This window comes from Dyadobacter psychrotolerans, assembly GCF_004349265.1.
Classification (GTDB): domain Bacteria; phylum Bacteroidota; class Bacteroidia; order Cytophagales; family Spirosomataceae; genus Dyadobacter; species Dyadobacter psychrotolerans.
This window is the reverse complement of the sequence record NZ_SMFL01000002.1, coordinates 251039-274489: the sequence shown is the minus strand read 5'-3', so window position 1 is coordinate 274489 and position 23451 is coordinate 251039. Positions and strand designations below refer to the sequence as shown.

The window sequence follows — 23451 nt, the reverse complement described above, 5'->3', positions numbered from 1 at the left end:
AAAAGTTATCGACCTGGATTTACCAAACAATCGTGACCAAACTGACACTCTGACGTTCTTTTCTGCTTAATATTACGTAAGCATAAATTCTCTATTTTCGTAAATCGAATTCAGGCTTTGTTGTTACTACCCTACCTCCATGATATGCACCATAATAATAATTTTCATTTTTTACGCCTTATGGCGGCCATTCTCGTCATATACGGCCATTCCTATCCGTTGCTGGGCCTCGGCCATCTCGATTATATCCAGGAGTTGACCGGAGGACTGTTTCCATCAGCGCAAATAGGTGTCTGTATTTTTTTTGCTATCAGCGGATACCTTATCGCAAAAAGCCTTAAATCCAGTACGCCTGTTAAGTTTGTACAAAAACGTTTGTTACGTATATATCCCGGCCTAATTGCTGCTGTTCTTTTCACAATGTTTGTGATTGGGCCAATTGCGACGACGGCTTCTTTGTCTGAATATTTTTCATCGGTGGAAACGTATTTTTACATCCGAGTACTGAAACTCTTTCCCAATTATCCCGATTCGCTGCCATACGTTTTTAAAAATCTCCCCGTTGGTTTGGTCAATGGCTCCCTGTGGACGCTTGCGTATGAAATTACATGCTACGGAGCGCTGCTGTTGAGTTATATTATTTTTGGCAATCGTATAAAATTTGCTCTGCTCACCGTTTTTCTGTTGCTGTGGTCAACCTATTTGTTTTGGTATGATTTTTTAACCCGCCATCCCAACCAGCTGCGTATTATACATCTGAGCCTGCTTGATCTTTTGAATTTTGGTTTGTACTTCCTTGTAGGAAACCTGATTTACTTTTTTCAGCATTTGATAAAATACCAGTGGTACTGGCTGTCGGGCTTAATTCTTATTTTCGTATCTGCTTACGTGCTGTCAGCTTTTTACGGACTGATACCACTGGCAGGTATTGCCTGGACAAGATACCTCCTTTTACCTTATGCACTATTTTATTTCGGTCTGAAAACGGGTATTCTGAACAGTGTTGGCAAAATTGGTGATTTGTCTTACGGACTATACATTTATGCTTTTCCTGTTCAACAGCTTATAGTCACATTTTATGGAATGAAGATTTCGGCAACGCAAATGTTCCTATCTTCGCTGATATTTTTACTACCAATTGCCTGGCTTTCGTGGAATTATATCGAAAGTCCTTTTTTGAAGTTAAAAAGTAAAGTAAAATGACTTTTTTGTTGAAACACAGCATTTTTAAAATCTTATTCTTCTTTGTTCCAACAGCTTTTTTGCTTACAGGTTGTTCTGAAACGTCGCAGCCTGTAGCACCAGTAATGCCGGATTCCTGCCAGATCTTTACTGTAAAAGGAAACTTTTATATTGCCTGTGAAAGCATAAAAAGTCTTCCGGCTCCTGTATTTTCTGCTGCCTCCGGTACATTTTCTTACAGTACAAAAATTTCTGTGGTAACCGATTCCATCCCCGTCGGGACCATTGTGGAAATAAGCAGGGACAACGGTAAGACATGGAATGAAACCAACGAAATTACACTAACTGATTCCGGCGAGGTATGGGCCCGAAACCGCTTTTATCAGCTTATTTCTCCGGTAAACAAAGGAAGGTTTAGCATTTACTATCAGCGCGTCCTTGTAGTTGGCAACAGCATTACAGCTCATGGAAGAGCTCCCGACGTAGGCTGGAACGGCGACTGGGGAATGGCCGCCAGTGCTGCCGACAGTGACTACCTGCATCTAATTACCAGAAAATTGCAAAGTAAATATTCGAAGGTGGACATCAGAGTTTTAAACGGAGTAGGTTTTGAGAATAACTACTGGAATTACGATTTTAAACAGGTTACCCCATATACCGAATTTAAACCCGATCTGATCATCATGAGGATTTCTGAAAATGTCAATGCTGATTACTTATATATGTTTGAAAGCAGATACGATCAGCTTATAACTACACTTACATCCGGTTCCGCTCCAAAAGTGATATGCACCACAAGTTTTTTCCCGAACAAGGAGGACGTGAGCAGGCTTGTCAAAAATGTAGCCTCTAATAAGGGATATCAGGTCGTTGATCTGGAACCACTTACGAAAGACAAGACCTACGCTGCATATAACTTTTTCGCGGACAAAGGCGTAGGGTCGCATCCGTCCGACAAAGGAATGCAGGCCATCGCCGATCTGATAAGCAAAGCTTTCTGACCTTTTTAATTAAACCAACAGACTCTTACGTTTAAATGTCAATTTTTTTGACTTTTGCAAATTATTTCTATTCCGAAGATGTTAGCCTTTCTCAATCCATAATTACCAGTTAAATATTATATTTTGCTTATCGAAACATTACCTATCGTTACCAGCCAGCTACCGCTAATGGAAGCTTTCTACACTTTGCAGGGAGAGGGCCAGCATAGTGGGAAAGCTGCCTACTTTATCCGTCTGGGCGGATGCGAAGTAGGCTGCCACTGGTGCGATGTGAAAGAATCCTGGGATGCCGATATCCATCCTAAAACTTCAATTGAAAACATTGTGCAGGGTGCGCTGCAATATGCGGGCCGCCTGGCAGTGATCACTGGCGGTGAACCTTTGATGTACAATTTAGACGAACTGACAGGCAGTCTTCATCAGGCAGGATTTCAGACGAATATAGAAACCTCCGGCGTTTATCCGTTCAGCGGCAATTGGGACTGGGTTTGTTTCTCTCCTAAAAAATTCAAAACACCTCATCCGGACATCTATGAACATGCCAACGAACTAAAATCCATCATTTACAATAAAAGTGATTTTGAATTCGCAGAACAGCACGCTGCCTTGGTGAACGAAAAATGTACGTTGCTTTTACAGCCTGAATGGAGTAAGCATGAACAAATGCTGCCTTTGATAATTGATTATATCAAAGACAATCCGAAATGGAAAATGTCGTTACAGACACACAAGTACATGAATATTCCCTGATGCGCCATTGTTTGCTGACATTTCTGATCTGGAGTTTTTTTCTGATATCAAACAGTTACGGGCAGAATCCCCCGATGTCCAAAAAGGCGAAGGAGCTTTTTGATAAAGCACAAAAAGCCTGGCAGGATCGTCAGCTGAACGAGGCAGTTATACTTTATGAAAAAGTACTTCAGACTGAACCAAAAAATGCAGAAAGCCACCTTCGGCTGGCTCAGATTTACGATCTGCTGAGACGGCCTGAGTTAAGCAAATACCACTATAAAAATCTGATTGCCATTCAGCCGCAGGCAGCCCAGTCGGCGAGTGCTTACCAATGGCTTGGTAAGTTTTATTCTCAGTCGGAAAAATATGACTCAGCGCTGGTTTACTATCAAAAATCCTTTGAACTGTTTCCGGCCAAATCAAATCTTTCGCGACTTGCTGAAAAGTCGGTTATCGCCACAAAGTTTGCTCAGAATGCAATCAAAAACCCGCTTCCAATCAAAAAGCGGTCACTGGGTGACACCATCAATTTCCTGGATGCACAATATTTCCCGGTACTTACCGCGGATGGCGAAACATTGATTTTCACCGGACTGACAGATAAAAAGGAGGAAAATATTTACATCACACACCGGCAAAACAAAGGTTGGGATGTACCCGAAGAAATATCACAGGCAATTAACACATCCAATAACGAAGGCACCTGCAGTGTTTCAGCCGACGGCCGGACGCTGGTATTTACGGCATGCAACCGCCAGGACGGATATGGAAGCTGCGATCTTTACATTACAAAAAAGGAAGGAAAAGACTGGAGCGCGCCGGTTAACATGGGTGAAGGTATCAACAGCCGGGAATGGGATTCGCAGCCGTCCCTTTCCGCAGATGGACATAAGCTATATTTTGCCTCCGACCGCAAGGGAGGACAGGGGAAACGCGATATCTGGGTTTCTCAGTTAAACGATAAAGGCGTTTGGGTCGAGCCGAAAAATCTGGGGCCGGTCATTAATACCGGTGACGATGAGAATGCTCCTTTTATTCATGCCAACGGACGAACTTTATTTTATGCGTCAAATGGGTTACCGGGAATGGGTGGTCTGGATATTTTCATGGCCCAACGTATCGACACGGTCTGGTCGGAGCCCAAAAATCTGGGCTATCCGATCAATACATTTTCCGAGCAGGTTGGCCTTTTTATCGCTTCGGACGGGAAAATTGCTTATTATTCGGATGACAAATCCGATACCGGCCGCAGCCGTTCTTTATTATACAGCTTTGATTTACCGGATGAGCTGCAAAAAATGATCGTACCTGCGCGTTATGCAAAAGGTAAAATCGTCGACAAAAAAACGGGTGCTCCCCTCTCTTCAGACATCGACCTTTTTGATTTAAAAACACAGCAGAAAGTTGGCGAATTTAATTCTGATAAAACAACAGGAAGTTTTCTGGCAGTGTTAAACAAGGGCAGCGAATATGCCTTTTATGTATCAAAAGACGGATATTTGTTTAAAAGCCTTTCATTTTCTGTTTCGGATTCGGCTTCTTCTGTTGATCTGCAGATTCCTCTTGAACCGATTGAAAAAAATAAAGCAGAGGTGCTTAATAACATCTTTTTCAAAACAGGTGAATATACCCTGGATGAAAAATCAAAGGTGGAACTGGACAAAATGGTTGATTTTTTACGCCGGAATAAAACGATCAAAATTGAAATATCAGGACATACCGATGATGTGGGGTCAGATAAGGAGAATCTGGAACTCTCCAAAAGAAGAGCACAGTCGGTGAAAGAATACATTCAGAAAAACGAAATTGCTCCTGAAAGGCTTATTTCCATTGGCTTTGGCGAGACAAAACCCGTGGCTGCCAACGACTCCGAAGCCAACCGCCAGAGGAACCGGCGCATCGAGTGGAAGATAGAATGAGCAAATTTGCATAAGGAGGCGATTTTTCGCACTTTTGTTGCCCGGTCTGTGTTGTATTTTACGAGTATCAGGCTGTTCGAATGAATATCTGAAAGCCAAAAGCTGATAGTTAAAAGCCAAAAGCTAAAAATTATTTTACCTTATTACTAAATAACATTTAGTTACTATTAACATGACATCTGAAAAAGTATCCTGCCTTATTATAGGCTCCGGCCCTGCCGGTTATACTGCCGCTATATATGCTTCCAGAGCCGGATTAAATCCGGTTCTTTACCAGGGTGGACAGCCTGGAGGTCAATTGACTATTACTACCGAAGTTGACAATTACCCAGGTTATCCTGATGGAATTACAGGACCGGAAATGATGATCAACTTTGAAAAACAGGCTAAACGCTTTGGTACAGACATTCGTTACGGCCTGGCTACAGAAGTGGATTTTACCAGTTATCCCCATAAAGTGATTATCGATGGTAAAAAAGAGATCATTGCAGATTCTGTAATTGTTTCAACCGGAGCTTCTGCCAAATGGCTTGGAATTGATGGAGAAGAACGTTTAAACGGCCGTGGCGTATCTGCTTGTGCGGTTTGTGACGGATTTTTCTTCCGCGGACAGGATGTTGTCATTGTAGGTGCCGGTGATACTGCTGCTGAAGAAGCCAGTTATCTTGCTAAACTTTGCCGCAAAGTGTATCTGCTTGTACGTCGTGACGAAATGCGCGCTTCAAAAATCATGCAGAAACGCGTCGAAATGCTTCCGAATATTGAAATACTTTGGAATACCGAAACTGTTAAATTAAACGGTGAAGAAGATCTGGAAAGTGTTGTTGTAAAAAACAATAAAACCGGAGAAGAAACCGTATTGGATGTATCAGGATTTTTTGTTGCAATCGGTCACAAACCAAACACAGATATTTTTAAAGGTTATCTGCATATGGATGAAACCGGGTATATCCAAACAATCAAGGGCAGCTCCTGCACCAATATCAAAGGTGTGTTTGCATGTGGTGATGCGCAGGACAATGTATACCGCCAGGCTGTAACGGCTGCCGGTACAGGTTGTATGGCTGCTTTGGATGCTGAGCGTTTCCTGATGGAGCACGAGGTTGAAGTAATTATGGAAGAAGCCTCAGCATAAAAAAAGACTTTTAAATAAATAGCCCATTAAATTTAAATCAGGCTACCCTGTTTATTCAGCGGTAGCCTGATATAGTATTTGTATCTATGAAAGGAAAGCTTGTTGTAAGTTTGCTAATGATGGTGTGTTTGATCTCCTGGAACACGCAAGCACAAGAGCGAGGAAAGTTCAAAAGAAATCCAAAAATAAATCAGTCAAAAAATACCAACGAGGGACCAACAAAAGCCGGAACGCCTCAGGTTGAAGATGAATACCAGGTTGAGACCTCAGGTTTGAAATTTCAAAATCAGTTTGAACCTGTAAAACCACTCAATCCCGTTGTTAGTGAAGATACCACCACACTGGATGAAGGTGAAACAGAGGTGATTCAGGTTGTAGATTCTGTGGAAGTGGCCGACGAATGGGTTAAAGCTGCTGACTATTATGTGATCTGGGATGCGCGGGCAATCAATCCTTATGGACTTAGTCCGGCTGAATTTGACGAACCTGTCGACTTAAAATTATATGACCCGACAGCCAACAGGATGTGGAGCAACCCTTTGGATGTAATCCGGACAACCTCAAATTTCTCCTATCGCTGGGGACGCTGGCATAACGGAACTGACCTTGACTTGGACACCGGTGACAGTGTGAAATCAACTTATGACGGTATGGTCAGGATCGTAGCTTATGATGGCAGTGGATTTGGTAAATTTGTTTTGGTACGTCATTACAACGGTCTTGAAACCTTATACGGTCATATGTCCAAACAGCTTGTTGAATCAGGACAGCTGGTAAAAGCGGGCGAAGTACTTGGCCTGGGCGGAAACACCGGCAGAAGTACCGGTTCACATCTTCACTATGAAAACCGCTATGAAGGAAACCCTTTTGATTCAAGAAATATTTTTGACTGGGATGGCAAACAGATCCGTTCTGATCACTTTTTGCTGACAAGCGCTGTCTGGAACCACCTTCGTGGAAAATCTACAAAAAGCGAATTTGAAGCCGGTGATGCTGTTCCTGTAGCACAGTCCCGTTCGCTTCTTCACAAAGTACGTTCAGGTGATACGCTTTCATCCATTGCCAGTAAATATGGCGTTTCCATCAATGCTATTGCTAAAAAAAACCGTATCTCTACCAGATCGACTTTAAGACTGGGCCAGAAGCTGCGTATCAAATAATAATATTATGAAATTAGATATCCTTGCCATTACAGCTCATCCGGACGATGTTGAACTATGCTGCGCCGGTACGCTTTTAGCACAAATGGCATTGGGAAAGAAAGTCGGTATTGTTGATCTGACGAGAGGTGAACTTGGTACCCGGGGTACGCCCCAAGGCAGAATACAGGAAGCTTTAAATGCTGCCGGAGTTCTGAATATCGATATCAGGGAAAACGTAGGTATAGCCGATGGTTTTTTCAAAAATGACGAGCAGCATCAAAAACTTATCATTCCTTATATCCGAAAATACCAGCCTGACATTGTGATCACAAATGCCATTCATGACCGTCATCCCGACCATGGACGTGGTGCTCAGCTGGTGGTTGACAGCTGCTTTTATTCCGGCCTGAGAATGATTGAAACCTTTGATCAGGATGGTAATCCTCAGCAGGCATGGCGTCCAAAAAATGTGTTTCATTCCATACAGGACCGTTATATTCAGCCCGACTTTATTGTAGACATCTCCGATGTTCATGATCAGAAGATCCGGGCGGTCAGGGCTTTTAAAAGTCAGTTTTTCGATCCTGAATATAATGCCTCATCCGGTGAGCCGCAAAGTTACATTTCGTCTCCTGAATTTTTGAACTTTATCATTGCCCGTGCTCAGGAAATGGGTCATGCCATAGGCGTGCAGTACGGTGAAGGTTTTACCTCCTACAAAAAATTGGGAGTAAAAGATATTTCTGCATTCATTTAGCATTTTTCGCTGTTTTGGTTGTTTAAAAGAAAAGGCTGATGGTTTCAACTTTTGAGCCTCATTTATCGTATATAAAAGCAGACAGGAAAACAACAAACATTATGAAAAGGAAAATAGCTTTATTGTTCTGCATGCTTTCAGCGGTATTTCTGCTGAACTGTTACGGACAATCGTCAACAAAAACAGAAAACGCCAAAAAGAGTCCGGAATATTCTCGCACCGATACTTCCAAAGTCAATGTTTCCAACAAAGACTGGCAAAAAATCCTTTCTCCGGAAGTTTACAACGTAGCTAGATTAAAAGGAACGGAAAGACCTTTTACAAGCGAGTACGAGCATTCGAAAGAAATAGGAACATTTTACTGTGCTGTTTGTGGAAATGCACTTTTTAAAAGTGATGCCAAATATGAAAGCGGCTGCGGATGGCCAAGTTTCTTTGAACCGATCAGTAAAAAATCAATTGTTGAAGCAAAAGACAACAGTTTGGGCATGAGCCGTATTGAGGTAATGTGCGGCCGCTGCAAATCACATTTAGGTCACGTTTTTGACGACGGCCCGCCACCGACCGGTCTGCGTTATTGTATAAACGGTGTCGTACTCGATTTCGAAAAAGCGAAGACTGCTGAGAAGAAATATAATTCTAAGAAAAAGGCGAATTCAGGAAGTTAAATAATGAATTTGTCTGTCAAAAATCCCGCTTGCGAACGACACTCGCAGCGGGATTTTTTATTTTTCCGACCATACCATTCTTCTTTTTTCCTGCTCCTCCGATCGAATATTAGTTTTCCTTATTTATTTTTCCCAGCATAATTCCAATATGAAAACCAACTGCCACGCTTGGAAGTAAAATCGAAGAGCCGGGTGTGTTATTACTAAAAATCCCGAAGTCATCACCAAAATCCGCTCTGTCGACATTTGGTGTTAAAATACGAAGCTGTCTGTTGCGAAGACCGAATCCTGTAAAAAGATCGATTGTAGTCCGGTTGGAAAAATAAAACTGCCATCCTGCTTTGACATGCATCCCGTTAGCCAGGCGAGCAAGTTTTACATTTTTGTTTTCAAAATAATTGCATCCTCCAGTTCCGCAATCGACTCCAACCCATTGCGTCTGTTGTGTAACGACACGTTTATACAGATACTCCCCGGCAAGATAGGCAGCAAAGCGGTTCTTCTGATAAAAGTAATATCGGATCTGTGTTCTTGATTTCCAGGTCGTTTTATCGGGACGCTCGTTGCGGTCTATGTACCACAAGTTAAAGTTTGCATGCCCATAACCAAAATCCTGCTGAACAGTCCACCTGGTATTGATGGGTATTTCTATGCCTGCCTGAAATGTATTGTCAATATCAAACATAGCCAGCGGAGCAAATTTAACAATTACATTATTTGCATTTTGCCGGACATAAGTCTGTGCCAGACCCGGTAGAGAAAAGTACAAACTGATCAGGACAAAACTAAACCCAAAAACCTTCATAAAACTGGTATTTTACTTAGCAGCTCCATATTATTTTGATCGTCAAATTGATATTGAAACAACCCCTTTGCCCCGGTAATGATCAGTTGATTATTTCTTACAATGACGTCGTAGGAAGGTAAATCTTTAAAATACTGTTTTCCAAAAGGTAATTTAGGGTTGGTGATGTCCATTATTCTAAAACCTTTTTCGCCTTCGCAAACAAATAACATGTTGTTGGATACCCCAAGGCCATAGGGTGAATCCATCACCTGAGAATTTACCAAAACAGGTTCAGAAGGTTTACTTATATCAATCACATCAAGCGAGCTCGGGGTAGCACCGGGCCGGCACAAACTCGACGCGCGTAAGGTGACATAGGCATAGTTTCCCTGAACCACAACCGGGTCGCAAGATTGTACATGCGAATACTTGGTAAGTAAAACAGGATTTTCGGGTTTGCTGTTATTGTAGATATACATACCGTCATTGGCGCCGATAAATAAATGATTTTGGTAAGGAAAAATAGTCTCAATACCAATCTCCATGTTTTTACTTTCAGTTTTAACCGGGCTGGCTCCGTCGCTGATGTTGTAAACCTCCAGACTTTTTTTAGAAACAATATATAGCGTATTTCCTGTGATAGCAAAGCGGGCCATTGATCCGCCCTGACCGGATTGTGGACTGATTGCTGAATCCGAAGATTTCATATCACAGCCAAAGAGCAGAATGACTACGCCGGCGAGGGCAAGACAGATAAAGAAAACTGGTGCTAACTTTTTCATATAATGAAGCTGTAAAACGGGTTTATCTAAAACAGTTTGGTTGTTTATCAAGCGTCACCTTTTCCCATTTAATCACCACACCCTTTTTCTCATCAGCACACTCAAAAAAAATGTTTTGGTATGGCGGGAAATAACTCACAGGAATCGCATTGGTTATACGTTTAATCAATTTCGGAACCCTGGGATCAGAAATGTCAAATACAAGAAGATCTGTGGCATTATCCGCATAAAGCCAGTTTCCTTTGGCAGCAATGTCATAATTGGACAAAATGGAGATAAAGGAAAGATTGACCGGTTTTTTTGGATCCTTGTTGTCAATAATATGCACTCCCCGCCCCCTGTCGTTGATAAACAAATAATTATCTGACACATAGATTTTTCCGGGATCGGTTAGTGAAACCGGAGCAGTCACACTGACCTTGGTCAATTCGTCCGCTGTGGCATAAATTGGCCTGTAAGCGGTTCCGTCGAAATCGTTCCCGTTAAAAGGCTCACTGTCTGATAAAACGCAGGAGCTCATCAATACAGACGATAGAAAAACATATAAAATTTGTCTCATAATATAGCCATTTCAACTCTGACACAAAGTTGGTCCATTTGGTTGTAGAATTACATTGATATTTTTTTCTTACAAGTATAAACACTTATCATCTAATTTAAAATCATTCCATATTACTATGCGGTAATGTAATTAAAATACAGCGTCATACTTTTGCTGGTAAGTTAAACTACCTCAACTCTTTATGGAAAAACTTCTCAAAATTGCAGGAATCCTTCTGCTCATCATTGTTATTATTGCTGCAGCTTGCGGCTTTTATGTAAAGACCATGCTGCCGGATGTGGGACCCGCCCAAAATTTTAGTCTCGACAGATCAGACAAACGAATTCAGAGAGGAAAGTATCTTGCTAATCATGTAGCCGTTTGTATGGACTGCCACAGCACGCGATCACAAGAGCTTTTTGCGGGACCATTGGTCGCAGGAAATTTTGGTGGTGGGGGCGAAAAATTCAATAAAGACATGGGATTCCCCGGCAACTTTTACTCCCGAAACATCACACCGTACGCCTTGGGAAGCTGGACTGACGGTGAAATATTCCGGGCCATCACAACCGGGGTTAGTAAAGACGGACATGCGCTGTTCCCGGTAATGCCGTATCATGCTTATGGCAAACTTGACCAGGAAGATCTTTACAGCATCATTGCTTATGTGAGAACATTACCAGCGGTTAAAAACGACGTTCCTGCCTCCGAAGCAGACTTCCCGGTTAGTCTGCTGATCAATACAATGCCTGTTAGTGCATCGCTATCGGTGCGGCCCAAAGACACTGATATTCTGGCAAGAGGCGGATATCTTGTCACCGCAGCAGCCTGCGTCGAATGCCATAGCAAAATGGAGAAAGGTGCCAAAGTTCCGGGAACTGAGTTTGGCGGCGGTATGGAGTTTGGATTGCCTGGCGGAACTGTGCGCTCTGCCAATATTACTCCGGACAAAACAACGGGCATTGGAAACTGGTCGGAAGCAGATTTTGTAAAACGCTTTAAACTGTACGCAGATTCCGCCTACGTCCCGCACAAAGTTGGCCCTAATGATATGAACACGCCAATGCCCTGGACGATGTATGCGGGTATGGAAGAAGACGATTTAAAAGCAATTTTTGCTTATCTAAAATCCCTTAAACCGATCAGTCATCAGGTCACAAAGTTTTCCCAAAACTGATGCAGTATTTAAGGAATTGGCCGGAAACCCAACGTTTGAATCATCCGGCTGAATTCCGGTTGAAAGCCCGCTTTAATCTTAATTTTCAGATCGCTAAGCGGATGAACAAAACTTAGCTCTGAGGCATGAAGCAACATGGTACTCATGTCCAGCTTGTTGGTGAAATATTTGTTTTGTTTGTTACAGCCATGTGGCCTGTCGCCAATGATGGGGTGAAAAATATGCGCCATGTGTTTTCGCAGCTGGTGCATTCTTCCTGTCGTTGGCGTCAGTTCAACAAACGAGTAACGTGATGTTTCATGTTTACCAATCGCGAAGGGAACCTCATTTTTTTGGAGGGTTACAAAAGAGGTAAAAGCATCCTGCAAAACCCCGTCATCTCTTTTCAATGCATAATCAATCTCCATTTTATCAGGTGTGTAACCACGCACAATGGCATGATAACGCTTAGAAACCAAGCCATTCATAAACTGCTGCTGCATGAGGCTATTGAGCTCCTCATTTAAGGCAAACAAAAGAATACCTGAAGTCTTGCGGTCTAAACGGTGCACGGGATAAACTTTCATACCCAGCTGATCTCTCAGCAGCTGCACAGCGAACAGATTTGTGTCTGCCGCAATGGCCGACTTGTGTACCAGAAGTCCGTGAGGCTTATTTATGGCAATCAGGCCGGAGTCCTGGTAAAGGATTTCCAAATGCGGATGGATGGCTGTCAAGATTAAAATATGGAGATTTCCTGATTACTCTTGCTGGTTAAGACGGCATAAGAATTGGGTTTAATTCCAAGCAAATAAGGAAACATCCGCAGGATAAAGTGTTTGATTTTGGTAAGATAAAACCCCATTTTATAGTTTTTGAAAGTGGGTAAAAGAACTTCGTCCGGGTAGAGATAAGAAATGTCCTTTTTAACCTCAAAATTTTCTGACTTTAACAGAAAACGAAAAAGTGATGGCGTGTAGATGTTGATATGACCGTAACCCAGAAAATGTTTGAGTTTTTTATCAACATAAAAAGAAAAATCGATCGGTACTTCAAAAATCTGGTGTTTCGAAACCCGTTTGATTTCTCTTAACAAAATCCTTTCATGCTCCACATGCTCCAATACATGTGAACAGATCACCAGGTCAAAATGATCGTCGGCGTAGGGAATTCGGTATCCGTCAAAGAGCAAGATATCTTTCAGGTTCGCTATATTTTTTGATTTGATCAGCTCAATACCGCTTTCAGAAATTTCGACACAGTTAAGATCCGTACTGAAATTCCACTTTGAAAGCCAGTTTAAAATACTTCCCTCTCCTGCGCCGACTTCAAGTACGTTTTTGAAGTTTATATGTTTGGCAAGTGCTACAATATTCTCTGCTTTGTATTTAGCGCCCGTATTGCGCCATTGCACCGAATCTGCGTCATATTGAGCCGAATAAGATTCTTTGATATTTTCAGAAAGCTGCATAAAGCGTCAGGACGAAACGGTTTGTTTTTTGCAAAATAAAACAATTATCTTCAATTCTGTCTGCTGCTGCCTTTGGTATAACGAACCCGGAAGCGGATAATCGCCCATAAAACCAAATACAGTATTCCCAAAAGTATTCCAATTTCGAGACTAAACACCAGTGCAGTCCTGTCGGTGATACTATTCCAAAGCTGCATAGGAATCTGTTCAGGAGCATTAAGAATGTCCCAGCTGTTCATTCTTTTTACCCTTCCCAAATAAACGCCAAAACCGGCAAGCGGCAAGCTAGCCAGAAAAAGATAGGTACTTACACTTCTTGAAAATACCTGCCTCCAGGCCTGATGAATCCAATAAAGCGAAACCAGCCCGTTGAAAAGACTGACCTCTGCATAAAAAAACAGCATGATCGTGTCATGCCAGGTTAAATCTCTTTCATAATTGACTGTCAAATGTGCCAGATCCGTAACCATGTAAGGGGCGTTTGGAAAAAAGGCAAGCCAGATCAAACTTAGCAGAATCAAGGTAAACGGAATGTAGCCGAACCTTTTGGTAAGGTTGTTCGCAAAGAATGCTGTGATAAGCGGAATCCAGCTCAAAAACAAATTCCAGTCCATTGAAAAATCAACCGGAGCATTAAAAAATATGCGGATCAGGTGAAATAATACAGCAACGAAACTGAGCAAAACAAGCAGCAGCAGCGAAAATAAACCCTCCATCGAAACAATCGGAGGATTAGATACGGTAAACTTATAATTCTTGATCCAATCTATAAAACGATCTATAAACATCAGTTGAAATTTTTCAGCACGCAACAAATCATCAGGCAAATGAAATGGAAAAATGGCATACAACGTTTATTTCCCGCTTATCTTTAAAATAAACATGGCTTTCGTTATACTTTTTTCCAGATCCTGTCTTGCAGCAACTGACAAACGACTGAGAGGGGACTTAAGCCTTTACAGGACTTTTTTGATCATTTTTGGGTTTACGTCTTTTCTTAGAAGGGCCGCCTTCGCCAGGTTTAGCACCGGGCTTGCCGCCACCGCCTTTTCTTTTAGGTCCATTGGATGGCCTGAATTTACGGGGCTCAAATAAGGGTGCTTCACCCAGGCCAAGCTCTGCGGTAACAGAGCGTTTTTCTACTTCTTTTTCAAACAGGCGCTCAATTTTTAATACATATTTCTGATCCTGCTCACTGATAAAAGTGATGGCAATGCCTTTTGACTCGGCACGTGCTGTACGTCCAATCCTGTGCACATAATCTTCCGGATCACGGGGTACGTCGTAGTTCACCACATGACTTAGATTGTCGATATCTATTCCGCGTGACAACACATCGGTGGCTACCAGAATAGGAAATTTTCTGTTTTTAAAATCCCTGAGCACAATTTCACGATCCGCCTGTTCAGAGTCTGACGAAATTCCGTTTGCTCCCAGGCCCAGTTTCCGAAGTGCCCTTACGATCGGCTCAACGGTCGACTTGCGGGAAGTAAACAGTACCATGCTGATATTTTCAACACCGCTTAAAAGGTGTGTCAGTAAAGGCAGTTTTTGTTCGTCTTTGGCAAGATAAAATTGCTGATCGATTCTTTCTGCAGGTCTTGAAACAGCAAGTCTGACTTCCTCGGGTTCGTGCAGGATACGTTTAGCAAGTTCCCCGATTTTAGAAGGCATGGTTGCCGAGAACATCAGCGTTTGCCTTTTAGCCGGAAGAAAACTCATAATCTTTAAAATATCACTTAAAAAGCCCATGTCCAGCATTCGGTCAGCTTCATCAAGCACCAAATGTTTGATACCGCTGAAATTTACATAACCAAGCTGCAAATGTGCTATTAGTCTTCCCGGAGTGGCGATGATAATATCCGCTCCCTGTGTAAGTGCTTTTTTCTGCTGGTCCCATTCAGGGCCTTTATTACCGCCATAAACAGCAATACTCGTTGCGCCCACAAAATAGCCAAGTCCCTGAATCTGCTGATCGATCTGAACAGCAAGCTCACGGGTGGGCACCAAAATAAGCGCTGCGGTATTTTTGTTTGATTCATGCGCGACCTTATCCAAAATCGGGATCAGGTATGCAGCTGTTTTACCAGTACCTGTCTGCGCACAGGCCAGCAGGTCTTTACCTTTAAGAATATGTGGAATGGCTTGTTCCTGAATTGGAGTAGCCAATTGGTAATTCATAGAATCCACAGCGTTTAGCACGTCTTCGTGGAGATCAAATTCGTTGAAATTCAAAATTCAGCTTTTTAAAATCAAATGAAAAATAGCTTTCCGTTTGATTGTGTTGATAAGTATAAAGAGCTGACTTTTAAATTTCCCAGTCAGCAAACCGCTTGATTTATATCAAAAGTAAGCAATTTTCCCGAAAATAGGAAGCGCGTATAGGCAACACCTACAAGGCTTTCTAAACAAAATGTGCGGTTACCTGACACCCGATAACCGCACGTATACAATTCATGGGCAAAAGTTACAAAACTCTCCTATTGAACTTCAACCAGATCTTCTGCTTCCGTAGGCGTATACAACCTGGACTTTGTAATAAAACGAACACCCATTGGTATTTCCAGAGAAAAGGAAGAGCCCCTGCCCTCTGTAACGTCAATTGTTAGCTGGGTATGCTGCCAGTATTCAAACTGATCACGGCTCATGTAAAATTCGCATCCGGCTATTTCACCCAAAAGCACATCGCTGTCACCGGTGCGAAATTCACCCTTTTCAAAACACATGGGTTGTGAACCATCGCAGCATCCTCCGCTTTGGTGAAACATCAGTTCGCCGTATTGGGCTTTGAGCTGATCAACTACGGCAACAGCCTTATCGGTTATCAAAACTCGTTGTGTCATGACCATAAAGTTTAGGAAAGTTCAGGTCCGCAATGCAGCCTGAAATAAAGTCAATTTGTGGATAAAGTGAATTCAAAGGTCAATCCGGTGTAGCAATCCGGTTAACGAAACGACCAATTCCCTTACCTCTCAGACAGAAATAGTTAAAATTCTGTATCAGGACTGCCGCATGATAGCGTGTGCCTTTATCAGAGGTAAGGGATTAGCAACTGGCCGCAATTACAACGCTAAGTTATCAAAAGAAACCGAGCTTATTCTTATCATAAGAGATTAACATATTTTTTGTCTGACGATAATATCCCAGCATCATTTTATGATTTTCGCGGCCAAACCCGGATTTTTTATATCCGCCAAAAGGCGCGTGAGCAGGATAAGCATGATAATTATTTACCCAAACCCGGCCCGCCTGGATAGCGCGGGGAACCTGATATATCTCATGTGCATCTCTCGTCCAGACACCCGCGCCTAAGCCATAGAGCGTATCATTGGCAATACTGATGGCTTCCTCGGTTGTTTTAAAAGTGGTTACACACACAACCGGGCCGAAGATTTCTTCCTGAAAAATCCGCATTTTATTGTGGCCTTTAAAGATGGTTGGCTGAATATAGTATCCCCCGGAAATACCATTTTCAAATTTTTGTGCATCGCCTCCTGCAAGCAATTCCGCTCCTTCTTCTTTTCCAATTTTCAGGTAAGAAAGGATTTTTTCGTACTGGTCATTGGATGCCTGAGCGCCCATCATGGTTGTGCTGTCAAGCGGATGACCCATTTTTATTGCTTTCGTACGCTCAATCACACGGCTCATGAATTTGTCATAGATACTTTCATGTACCAAAATCCTGGAAGGACAGGTACAAACCTCACCCTGATTCAAAGCAAAAAGAACCGCACCTTCAATAGCCTTATCAAAAAATGCATCGTCTTCGTCAGCAACTGATGGGAAAAATATATTTGGCGATTTTCCGCCCAATTCCATCGTTACCGGGATCAGGTTGTCGGATGCATACTGCATGATCAAACGTCCTGTTGTCGTTTCACCGGTGAAAGCAACTTTGGCAACTCTCGGCGAAGATGCCAATGGTTTTCCTGCTTCAACACCAAAACCACTTACAATATTCAGCACGCCCGCAGGAAGAATATGCCCGATCAGTTCCATCAGAACCATAATCGAAGTTGGTGTTTGTTCGGCAGGTTTCACCACCACACAACAGCCTGCTGCAAGTGCCGGCGCAATTTTCCAGGTAGCCATTAGTAGCGGGAAGTTCCAGGGAATGATCTGAGCAACTACACCCAGCGGCTCATGTATATTGATACACACTGTATTTTCATCATGCTCCGAAACGCTTCCTTCTTCTGCACGGATAACACCGGCAAAATAGCGGAAGTGGTCAACGCAAAGGGGCAAATCGGCAGCCCGGGTTTCACGTATGGCCTTCCCGTTATCAATTGTTTCTACAATTGCCAGATAATCCAGATTGTCTTCGATAACCTGCGCAATTTTTAAAAGCAAATTACTTCTGGATGCTGCCGATGTTTTACTCCATGTCGGAAAAGCTTCATGTGCTGCGTCAAGCGCTTTTTCGATATCTTCCTTTGTTGACCTTGCTGCCTGCGTAAATACCTGCCCGTCTATTGGCGAGATATTGTCAAAATATTGTCCTTTAACCGGCTCGACAAATTGCCCGCCGATAAAATTTCCATACCGTTCCTTGAAGGACGGCTTTTTAGCCAGATTTTCATTTACATAAGCTTTGGTTTCAGCTTTTGGGTTTTCGGTGATCGTATCCATAATGTAAAAATTATTTTTTTTAATGAATTACTGATACAAATCTACCGCACCAGCCCGTTAAAGAATGGCACGATCGTTCCATATTGTAGCATAATTATCTCATTTAATTAAAAAATAATTATATTTAAGTTTAACATCAGATTGTAGCTTAGTTATTGTTTTCTTGCCTTTTCTTAATTGTTTACGTTTGATACTTCACTCATGCCAACAGGTCATAAATTAAACCAGATTGCACTTTCTGCTGAGAAATCACTAAAAACACTTGTTGAAAACAGGCGGGCATTTACCCTTCAGAACTGTGAGCTTAATCTTTTCGAAACCCTTGAAGCATCCGCGCTGGTCCCGCTGACTTTCTCAGATTTTGTTGTGACGAGTATGCTCCGTGGAAAAAAAGTGATGCATCTTTTTGACCAGCCGGGATTTGATTACATGCCGGGAGAAACGGTTCTTGTTCCAGCGAATGTGACGATGAAAATCGACTTTCCCGATGCAACAAAAGGCAATCCTACGCAATGTATTGCCCTGGCACTCGACCAGACCAAAATTCAACAGATTATCGACCGGCTTAACGAGCAATATCCCCGGGAAGGAAAAGGCCAATACTGGAAATTACAGCACAATCAATATCATTTTTTGAATAACCTTGAACTGGCACAAAGCATGAATAAGCTCATTCAGATCTGTTCAGGGTCGTCGTTGGGAAAGGATATCCTGGCTGATCTTACCTTACAGGAGCTTATTGTGCATATCATTCAAACACAAAATCTTCAATTATTAACCGACAGCAATACTGGGCATGATCAGGATAACCCGCTTGCTTACGTGATCAATTACATCCGGGCTAACATCAGTGAGAAAATCCAGGTGGAAGAGCTTAGTGAAAAGGCATGTATGAGCAGGACCTCATTTTACAGGGCGTTTAAGCGGGAGTTTAATCTGAGTCCGCTGGATTTTATTCTAAAAGAGAAAATAAAAAAGGCAAAACATTTGCTTTCAGAGTCTAAAAACAGCATTTCGGATGTATGTTATCAGCTGGGATTTTCGGATTTGAATTATTTTGGCAGACAGTTTAAAAAGGCAGAAGGCATTTCACCAAGCCAGTATCGCTCGGTAAGCGGCGGGCACGAAGAATTACATAGATGATATCGTATTAGTATTGGGCAAGTTCAATACTGGTTCTTTCAATTTTTATTTTTTTAAATACAAAACCTTCTTTCAGCTCTATGGCATGAAAAGCGGTATCACTCCATTTCAGATCAATATTAAGCCAGCTTCCATTAATTGCCTGCACTGCCAGAAGTCTGAACCATAGACCAGCTCTTTTACTTTCGGATTTACTGATGACCTTTTCGACAATGCCTTTTAGCTGTGCGCCTGATTGTACAACTGTAATACCATCAACAATGAGCGGGGCAACAACTTCCAGATAAAAAGTTTGTCCCTGCCGGCTATTTTCAGTTGAAAGAGCGGTAACAAATCTGGCGTTCAGCGTGGCGCCTTTTAACTGCACTGAAACCATTTTTGCCGGTTTTACAGTTTCCCTGACCGGTTCCGGTTTTGATTTTTCCACATCCCTTATTTCACTTACAACAACACTTTCCGCAACCTGTTTCTTTTTCCTGGCAGGAGGAACATACTGCTGCTCAGGAATTTCTTCCAGCTCAATTTTAACTGCCGGGCGTTTAACCGTAACATCGGGATAAGCGGCTAACGCATCACTTTTCCCCGAATCCAAAACACCGGATTCTTTAATCTGCGGTACAGGCTTTTCGGCTATTACTGCTAAACTGTCAAAATTCTGACGCTGTTGTGAACTCCCGGATGGAGGACTCATCAGCCCGTAACTGATCACCGCGGTGGCGATCAGCAAAGCAAAACCTAAGATGGCGCCTTCGATTGTAAAAAGATTATCGCTGAACCAGTCAAAATAAAACGGCCGCATGGTCGGCACGCCCGATGGCACAAGCCTGGTAGGTGGCTCCATAGGTCTTGATGCTGGATGATGTGAGACGCTTGTGCCACCGTCCAGGGCGGAAAGCATGTGCATATCAATATTACCGGGAAGCACAATCGAGACCAGCGCAAAGCGAAGCTCGGAGGCAGTCTGGAATCTTTTTTCAGGCTTTTTTTCCAAAAGCTTAAAGATGATTTCTTCAATTTTTGCCGGCAGGTTAGTCGTCCGGTTTTTAAGCGGCAAAGGTTTTTGTAACAAAATCTGTGTGATCAGTGCAGACTCGGTAGCAGATTGAAATGGCATATGCCCTGATAAAAGTTCATACAGCAACACGCCCACAGCATAAAGATCTGACTGCACGGAAGGAGCAGCACCGCCAAGCAGTTCGGGAGCCATGTATTCCAGCGTGCCCACCACGCGGTCCATTCTCGTGATACGTTCGCTGCCGACCAGCCTGGCAATACCAAAATCCATGAGTTTGATGTTGCCGGCCGCGGTCAGCATCACATTAGCGGCTTTAATGTCCCGATGCAAAATGTTTCGCTGGTGCGCATTCAGCAGACCATCGATGGTCTGAATGACAATTTTCACAGCGGTTTGAAAAGGAAGGCTTCCGTTTCTTTTCAGAACCTGCTCCAATGTCATACCATCCACAAACTCCATCACAATCAGATTAAACTGATAATCCTGAAAGAAATTATAAAGTGTTGCGACGTTGGGATGGTTGAGCTGTGCGGAAAGTACCGCCTCATTCTCAAACCGCTCCATAAAGATTTTGTTACGTACAAGATGCGCATGCAGCATCTTCACAGCTACAGGTCTGCGCAAAGAAAGATCGGTGGCTTTATAAACAGTGCCCATCCCTCCTTCTCCCAAAAGCTGTTCAATACGGTAATTTTGAATGGTACGGCCAAGCATTTCGATAACGTTTAAGATTGTATATTTTGCAAAAGGGTTTGTCTTTCAACCAATCTGACGGGTGATGTTCAGGCTTTGAAAGGTTTCGGACGGTACGTATTCGGCAAGAATGACGGAGATATTGTCATGACCGCCCCGCTGTTTGGCACAATCCACAAGCTGGGCAGCAGCATCACTGATCTGGTTTTGAAGCAAAATAGTGCCGATTTCCTGCGCAGAAAGATAATCGTAGAGCCCGTCACTGCACAGAAGAATTCTGTCTTCCGCCTCAAAATGCTCTGTGATTTCAGTTATATCAACCTCAACAATACTTTGTGTGCCGAGCGCTTTTGTAAGCACATTTCTTTCGGGATGTATCAGTGCCTCAGCAGCGGTTATCATACCTTGCTCTAGCAAACCGTTCACATAAGTATGATCGCCGGAAAGCTGCAAAAGCTGTCCGTTTTTGAAAATATACGCGCGGCTGTCACCAACATGAGCCAGATACAGCTTGTGATCGCAGACAGCAAGTGCAGTGCAGGTAGTTCCCATTCCTTTCTGCTGTTTGTTTTTATTCGCCGACTGGTTTATCTGCCGGTTCGCTTTTTGAAAAGCAAAAAACAAACGCTCTGAAACCTGCTCGTTTCGCTGGTAATAAACTTTTGAAACAATGTCCACAGCCATTTGGGAGGCCACTTCTCCAGCCGCATGGCCCCCCATTCCATCCGCAATGATGGCTAAATATCCCTTTTTCATTCTCTCACCCGCCGATGCAGGACGAAAGAAAAGTGCAGTATCTTCATTGTTCGTCCTCACGCAGCCCACATCTGATATTACAACCGCCCGAAGATCCTTATCTGCCTGTGGTGACTCAATTTTTTGTGATGTAACCGAAAACCATTTGCTCCAGAACATAGAACTGCCCATTTATTTTAGACTAAAAACATCATTTCAATTACATTATTCATAAGTAGTGCTTAATCCGTTCTTCTGACACTGAGCAACTCCAAACCGTATTTGATCGGAATGGCGAATGAGATAATCCCCTGGTTGGCGTTACCTCCGCCTGCATAAAATATTCCAATGACATTTCCCTTATCATCAAACAAAGGCCCGCCGCTGTTGCCGCCGCCTGTTGCGTTCAGATCGAGCTGATAGCTGTCCCCAAAGCCTGATTCCTTGGATGAAAATTCTGAAGAACTCTTTACAACCTGCTGAATATGACCCGGCGAGGTAACCGGAGAAGCGATACTAAATACTTCCGGATTTGGTTTAAACGGATCATTGGATTTCCGAACAACCTGCTGCTGAGGAGCGCCGCCCGGATAGCCCATAACAACAATTCCCTGCCCGGATTTGATATTGCTATAATTATCATTCATCGTTACCGGATCCAGATCGTTCATATCTACTTTGATCAGCGACACATCATGACTTTGGGAAGTGGTAACCAAATGTGCCTCATATGGCTGAGATGAGTTAGCAAAAACCACTTTGAGATATTTATTTCGGCCTTCCACCTGTGCAGAGCGCCCGTTTACCATCGTCGTTTCCGATGGAACCCAGCCGAATACATCCTGCTCGGAAACCGTTGGCACTTTGCCGGTAACAGGTTCACCACCTTTGAGCCCCTGCACCAGATAACCGGGAAAGCTATCCCATGAGAAACCGCTGTAACGCGTTTTCCAGGCTGCACCAACGTGGCGGTTGGTCAGAATTTTCCCATCAGCAGCGGCTACAAAACCGGATCCTGTTCCCGTCGAACCCACCGGAAGGCCAGCCTTGGATCTTCTTTTAGATACCAGATAAGGTTCAATGCCAGATTGCGTTTGCAAGAACAGAGGGTGAAATACGCCGTTCGCATCCGGCCGGTATTCATGCATCAGCTCCTCATTTTCTGAAACTTCATACAATTCCCATGAAATATAAATTTTAACTACTTTGTCCAGATTGGCAGAGGCGATCTGATCATAAGCAACATTCCGGCCAGACTTTGCTGCCAGCAAAACCGAATCGAGCTGCGCCTGGGTGTAATTTTTATTTAATGCCAAAATACTGTCTGCCCTTTTTTGTCCTGCCAACGATACCGAGCTGAGATCTTCCTTATTCTTGCTCCACACCACAAACCCAACTGCTGAAAAAAGGATAACCGCGGCAGCCAGACTGGCCCAGAAAGTCCGGTGTGATTTTCGCCTTTCATGGGTGATCACGCGCTCGAAAGTTTCTTTTCCGATCCCGGTTTTCTCCGGTGCGGCTAGGTTTGGCTGTTCGGTGACCATCTCAGTTGTCGGTTTTAAAACCTCGATCAGACGTGTTTTTGCAAGATTGGCCTCTGGGCGCGGATCGAGATCAAAAATAAAGGTCGGGCCATTGCTGCCAAGCTGAATTTCGTCACCTGCAAAAACGGAAACAGAACCAATGATACGGACTTTGTTTACAAAAATCCCGTTTCGGCTGTTGTTGTCTATAATTGTAAAACTTAAAAAATCCGAATGATCACGGACAATTTTACCATGCTCCCGACTGACAACAGCGTCTATTTCGGCATCAAATTTAATGTCGCTTTCCTGTGAGCGGCCAAAAGTCAGTTTGCTTTGATCTGCAAAATCGAAAGATTCAATCTGGTTGGCTTTGCTGCCGGATAAATGGCGGATCAGATAATTTTTTACAGTGTTTTTCATGATAAGTTTTTCAG

General features: G+C 43.1%; 22 protein-coding genes. 10 read left to right on the top strand and 12 right to left on the bottom strand.

The features are described 5' to 3' along the window. Positions 1 to 144 precede the first annotated feature (144 nt). The 8 genes from E0F88_RS04990 (at position 145) to msrB (ending at position 8536) form a co-directional block, all read left to right on the top strand. Positions 145 to 1203 carry an acyltransferase family protein gene (locus tag E0F88_RS04990; RefSeq protein WP_131957015.1) on the top strand — a complete coding sequence of 353 codons (1059 nt, stop codon included), beginning with the start codon at positions 145 to 147 and terminating at the stop codon, positions 1201 to 1203. Beyond that, on the top strand, positions 1200 to 2183 hold the full coding sequence (locus E0F88_RS04985) for an SGNH/GDSL hydrolase family protein (protein WP_131957014.1): 984 nt from the start codon (positions 1200 to 1202) through the stop codon (positions 2181 to 2183). The genes E0F88_RS04990 and E0F88_RS04985 overlap by 4 nt, the downstream gene beginning before the upstream one ends. Before the next feature lie 168 nt (positions 2184 to 2351). Continuing rightward, positions 2352 to 2933: a 7-carboxy-7-deazaguanine synthase QueE gene (locus tag E0F88_RS04980; RefSeq protein ID WP_131957646.1), complete on the top strand. Its 582-nt coding sequence runs from the start codon at positions 2352 to 2354 to the stop codon at positions 2931 to 2933. After that, positions 2888 to 4834 carry an OmpA family protein gene (locus tag E0F88_RS04975; protein WP_229213680.1) on the top strand — a complete coding sequence of 649 codons (1947 nt, stop codon included), beginning with the start codon at positions 2888 to 2890 and terminating at the stop codon, positions 4832 to 4834. The genes E0F88_RS04980 and E0F88_RS04975 overlap by 46 nt, the downstream gene beginning before the upstream one ends. Positions 4835 to 5006: 172 nt before the next feature. Then, positions 5007 to 5969 carry a thioredoxin-disulfide reductase gene (trxB, locus tag E0F88_RS04970; RefSeq protein WP_131957013.1) on the top strand — a complete coding sequence of 321 codons (963 nt, stop codon included), beginning with the start codon at positions 5007 to 5009 and terminating at the stop codon, positions 5967 to 5969. Between the two features lie 86 nt (positions 5970 to 6055). Beyond that, positions 6056 to 7129: a peptidoglycan DD-metalloendopeptidase family protein gene (locus E0F88_RS04965; RefSeq protein ID WP_165939996.1), complete on the top strand. Its 1074-nt coding sequence runs from the start codon at positions 6056 to 6058 to the stop codon at positions 7127 to 7129. Positions 7130 to 7136: 7 nt separating this feature from the next. Next, positions 7137 to 7868 (top strand): bacillithiol biosynthesis deacetylase BshB1, encoded by a 732-nt coding sequence (gene bshB1 / locus E0F88_RS04960; protein ID WP_131957012.1) that lies wholly within the window; start codon positions 7137 to 7139, stop codon positions 7866 to 7868. A 101-nt stretch (positions 7869 to 7969) separates the two neighbouring features. Further along, on the top strand, positions 7970 to 8536 hold the full coding sequence (msrB, locus tag E0F88_RS04955; RefSeq protein WP_131957011.1) for a peptide-methionine (R)-S-oxide reductase MsrB: 567 nt from the start codon (positions 7970 to 7972) through the stop codon (positions 8534 to 8536). 109 nt (positions 8537 to 8645) lie between these two features. Here msrB and E0F88_RS04950 read toward each other — a convergent pair whose 3' ends face one another. Genes E0F88_RS04950 through E0F88_RS04940 form a run of 3 tightly spaced genes read right to left on the bottom strand, consistent with a single transcriptional unit; the run spans position 8646 to position 10664 of the window. Next, positions 8646 to 9341: a DUF3575 domain-containing protein gene (locus tag E0F88_RS04950; RefSeq protein WP_131957010.1), complete on the bottom strand. Its 696-nt coding sequence runs from the start codon at positions 9339 to 9341 to the stop codon at positions 8646 to 8648. Continuing rightward, positions 9338 to 10105 carry an LVIVD repeat-containing protein gene (locus E0F88_RS04945; protein WP_131957009.1) on the bottom strand — a complete coding sequence of 256 codons (768 nt, stop codon included), beginning with the start codon at positions 10103 to 10105 and terminating at the stop codon, positions 9338 to 9340. Before E0F88_RS04945 ends, E0F88_RS04950 begins: the two co-directional genes overlap by 4 nt. Positions 10106 to 10127: 22 nt before the next feature. Further along, entirely contained in the window at positions 10128 to 10664 is a 537-nt protein-coding gene (locus E0F88_RS04940) for an LVIVD repeat-containing protein (protein ID WP_229213679.1), read from the bottom strand. A gap of 184 nt (positions 10665 to 10848) precedes the next feature. Here E0F88_RS04940 and E0F88_RS04935 point away from each other — a divergent pair, with 184 nt between their 5' ends. After that, positions 10849 to 11823 (top strand): c-type cytochrome, encoded by a 975-nt coding sequence (locus E0F88_RS04935; RefSeq protein WP_131957008.1) that lies wholly within the window; start codon positions 10849 to 10851, stop codon positions 11821 to 11823. 8 nt (positions 11824 to 11831) lie between these two features. On the opposite strand, the gene E0F88_RS04930 is transcribed toward E0F88_RS04935, so the two are convergent. From E0F88_RS04930 to E0F88_RS04905, 6 genes are all read right to left on the bottom strand, one after another. Beyond that, entirely contained in the window at positions 11832 to 12548 is a 717-nt protein-coding gene (locus E0F88_RS04930; protein WP_374756308.1) for a pseudouridine synthase, read from the bottom strand. Beyond that, a complete protein-coding gene (locus E0F88_RS04925; RefSeq protein ID WP_131957007.1) occupies positions 12542 to 13273 on the bottom strand; it encodes a class I SAM-dependent methyltransferase in 732 nt (243 codons plus the stop codon). Before E0F88_RS04925 ends, E0F88_RS04930 begins: the two co-directional genes overlap by 7 nt. A 50-nt stretch (positions 13274 to 13323) precedes the next feature. Then, complete coding sequence (locus tag E0F88_RS04920; protein WP_229213678.1) at positions 13324 to 14061, bottom strand: DUF1361 domain-containing protein; 738 nt, start codon at positions 14059 to 14061, stop codon at positions 13324 to 13326. A 160-nt stretch (positions 14062 to 14221) separates the two neighbouring features. Continuing rightward, positions 14222 to 15454 carry a DEAD/DEAH box helicase gene (locus tag E0F88_RS04915; RefSeq protein ID WP_310589680.1) on the bottom strand — a complete coding sequence of 411 codons (1233 nt, stop codon included), beginning with the start codon at positions 15452 to 15454 and terminating at the stop codon, positions 14222 to 14224. A 299-nt stretch (positions 15455 to 15753) separates the two neighbouring features. Then, a complete protein-coding gene (locus E0F88_RS04910) occupies positions 15754 to 16116 on the bottom strand; it encodes a DUF779 domain-containing protein (RefSeq protein ID WP_131957006.1) in 363 nt (120 codons plus the stop codon). Positions 16117 to 16351: 235 nt separating this feature from the next. Beyond that, entirely contained in the window at positions 16352 to 17905 is a 1554-nt protein-coding gene (locus tag E0F88_RS04905) for an aldehyde dehydrogenase family protein (protein WP_181956078.1), read from the bottom strand. Positions 17906 to 18106: 201 nt separating this feature from the next. Here E0F88_RS04905 and E0F88_RS04900 point away from each other — a divergent pair, with 201 nt between their 5' ends. After that, positions 18107 to 19048, top strand: a complete 942-nt coding sequence (locus tag E0F88_RS04900) for an AraC family transcriptional regulator (RefSeq protein ID WP_131957005.1) — start codon at positions 18107 to 18109, stop codon at positions 19046 to 19048. A 7-nt stretch (positions 19049 to 19055) separates the two neighbouring features. Here E0F88_RS04900 and E0F88_RS04895 read toward each other — a convergent pair whose 3' ends face one another. The 3 genes from E0F88_RS04895 to E0F88_RS04885 all read right to left on the bottom strand — a co-directional run bounded on the left by E0F88_RS04895 (position 19056) and on the right by E0F88_RS04885 (position 23437). Continuing rightward, positions 19056 to 20777, bottom strand: coding sequence for a serine/threonine-protein kinase (locus E0F88_RS04895; protein WP_131957004.1), 1722 nt, complete (start codon positions 20775 to 20777; stop codon positions 19056 to 19058). Positions 20778 to 20822: 45 nt separating this feature from the next. Further along, entirely contained in the window at positions 20823 to 21671 is an 849-nt protein-coding gene (locus E0F88_RS04890; protein WP_165939995.1) for a Stp1/IreP family PP2C-type Ser/Thr phosphatase, read from the bottom strand. Between the two features lie 62 nt (positions 21672 to 21733). Then, positions 21734 to 23437, bottom strand: a complete 1704-nt coding sequence (locus E0F88_RS04885) for a trypsin-like peptidase domain-containing protein (RefSeq protein WP_131957002.1) — start codon at positions 23435 to 23437, stop codon at positions 21734 to 21736. Positions 23438 to 23451: the final 14 nt, after the last annotated feature.

Coding starts and splice junctions, on each gene's coding strand:
- msrB (WP_131957011.1), top strand. CDS start 7,970: ATGAAAAGGAAAATAGCTTTATTGTTCTGCATGCTTTCAGCGGTATTT.
- E0F88_RS04945 (WP_131957009.1), bottom strand. CDS start 10,105: ATGAAAAAGTTAGCACCAGTTTTCTTTATCTGTCTTGCCCTCGCCGGC.
- E0F88_RS04975 (WP_229213680.1), top strand. CDS start 2,888: ATGGAAAATGTCGTTACAGACACACAAGTACATGAATATTCCCTGATG.
- E0F88_RS04990 (WP_131957015.1), top strand. CDS start 145: ATGCACCATAATAATAATTTTCATTTTTTACGCCTTATGGCGGCCATT.
- E0F88_RS04935 (WP_131957008.1), top strand. CDS start 10,849: ATGGAAAAACTTCTCAAAATTGCAGGAATCCTTCTGCTCATCATTGTT.
- E0F88_RS04965 (WP_165939996.1), top strand. CDS start 6,056: ATGAAAGGAAAGCTTGTTGTAAGTTTGCTAATGATGGTGTGTTTGATC.
- E0F88_RS04895 (WP_131957004.1), bottom strand. CDS start 20,777: ATGCTTGGCCGTACCATTCAAAATTACCGTATTGAACAGCTTTTGGGA.
- E0F88_RS04940 (WP_229213679.1), bottom strand. CDS start 10,664: ATGAGACAAATTTTATATGTTTTTCTATCGTCTGTATTGATGAGCTCC.
- E0F88_RS04885 (WP_131957002.1), bottom strand. CDS start 23,437: ATGAAAAACACTGTAAAAAATTATCTGATCCGCCATTTATCCGGCAGC.
- E0F88_RS04905 (WP_181956078.1), bottom strand. CDS start 17,905: ATGGATACGATCACCGAAAACCCAAAAGCTGAAACCAAAGCTTATGTA.
- E0F88_RS04980 (WP_131957646.1), top strand. CDS start 2,352: ATGGAAGCTTTCTACACTTTGCAGGGAGAGGGCCAGCATAGTGGGAAA.
- E0F88_RS04915 (WP_310589680.1), bottom strand. CDS start 15,454: ATGAATTACCAATTGGCTACTCCAATTCAGGAACAAGCCATTCCACAT.
- E0F88_RS04985 (WP_131957014.1), top strand. CDS start 1,200: ATGACTTTTTTGTTGAAACACAGCATTTTTAAAATCTTATTCTTCTTT.
- E0F88_RS04925 (WP_131957007.1), bottom strand. CDS start 13,273: ATGCAGCTTTCTGAAAATATCAAAGAATCTTATTCGGCTCAATATGAC.
- E0F88_RS04920 (WP_229213678.1), bottom strand. CDS start 14,061: ATGTTTATAGATCGTTTTATAGATTGGATCAAGAATTATAAGTTTACC.
- E0F88_RS04900 (WP_131957005.1), top strand. CDS start 18,107: ATGCCAACAGGTCATAAATTAAACCAGATTGCACTTTCTGCTGAGAAA.
- bshB1 (WP_131957012.1), top strand. CDS start 7,137: ATGAAATTAGATATCCTTGCCATTACAGCTCATCCGGACGATGTTGAA.
- trxB (WP_131957013.1), top strand. CDS start 5,007: ATGACATCTGAAAAAGTATCCTGCCTTATTATAGGCTCCGGCCCTGCC.
- E0F88_RS04890 (WP_165939995.1), bottom strand. CDS start 21,671: ATGTTCTGGAGCAAATGGTTTTCGGTTACATCACAAAAAATTGAGTCA.
- E0F88_RS04910 (WP_131957006.1), bottom strand. CDS start 16,116: ATGACACAACGAGTTTTGATAACCGATAAGGCTGTTGCCGTAGTTGAT.
- E0F88_RS04950 (WP_131957010.1), bottom strand. CDS start 9,341: ATGAAGGTTTTTGGGTTTAGTTTTGTCCTGATCAGTTTGTACTTTTCT.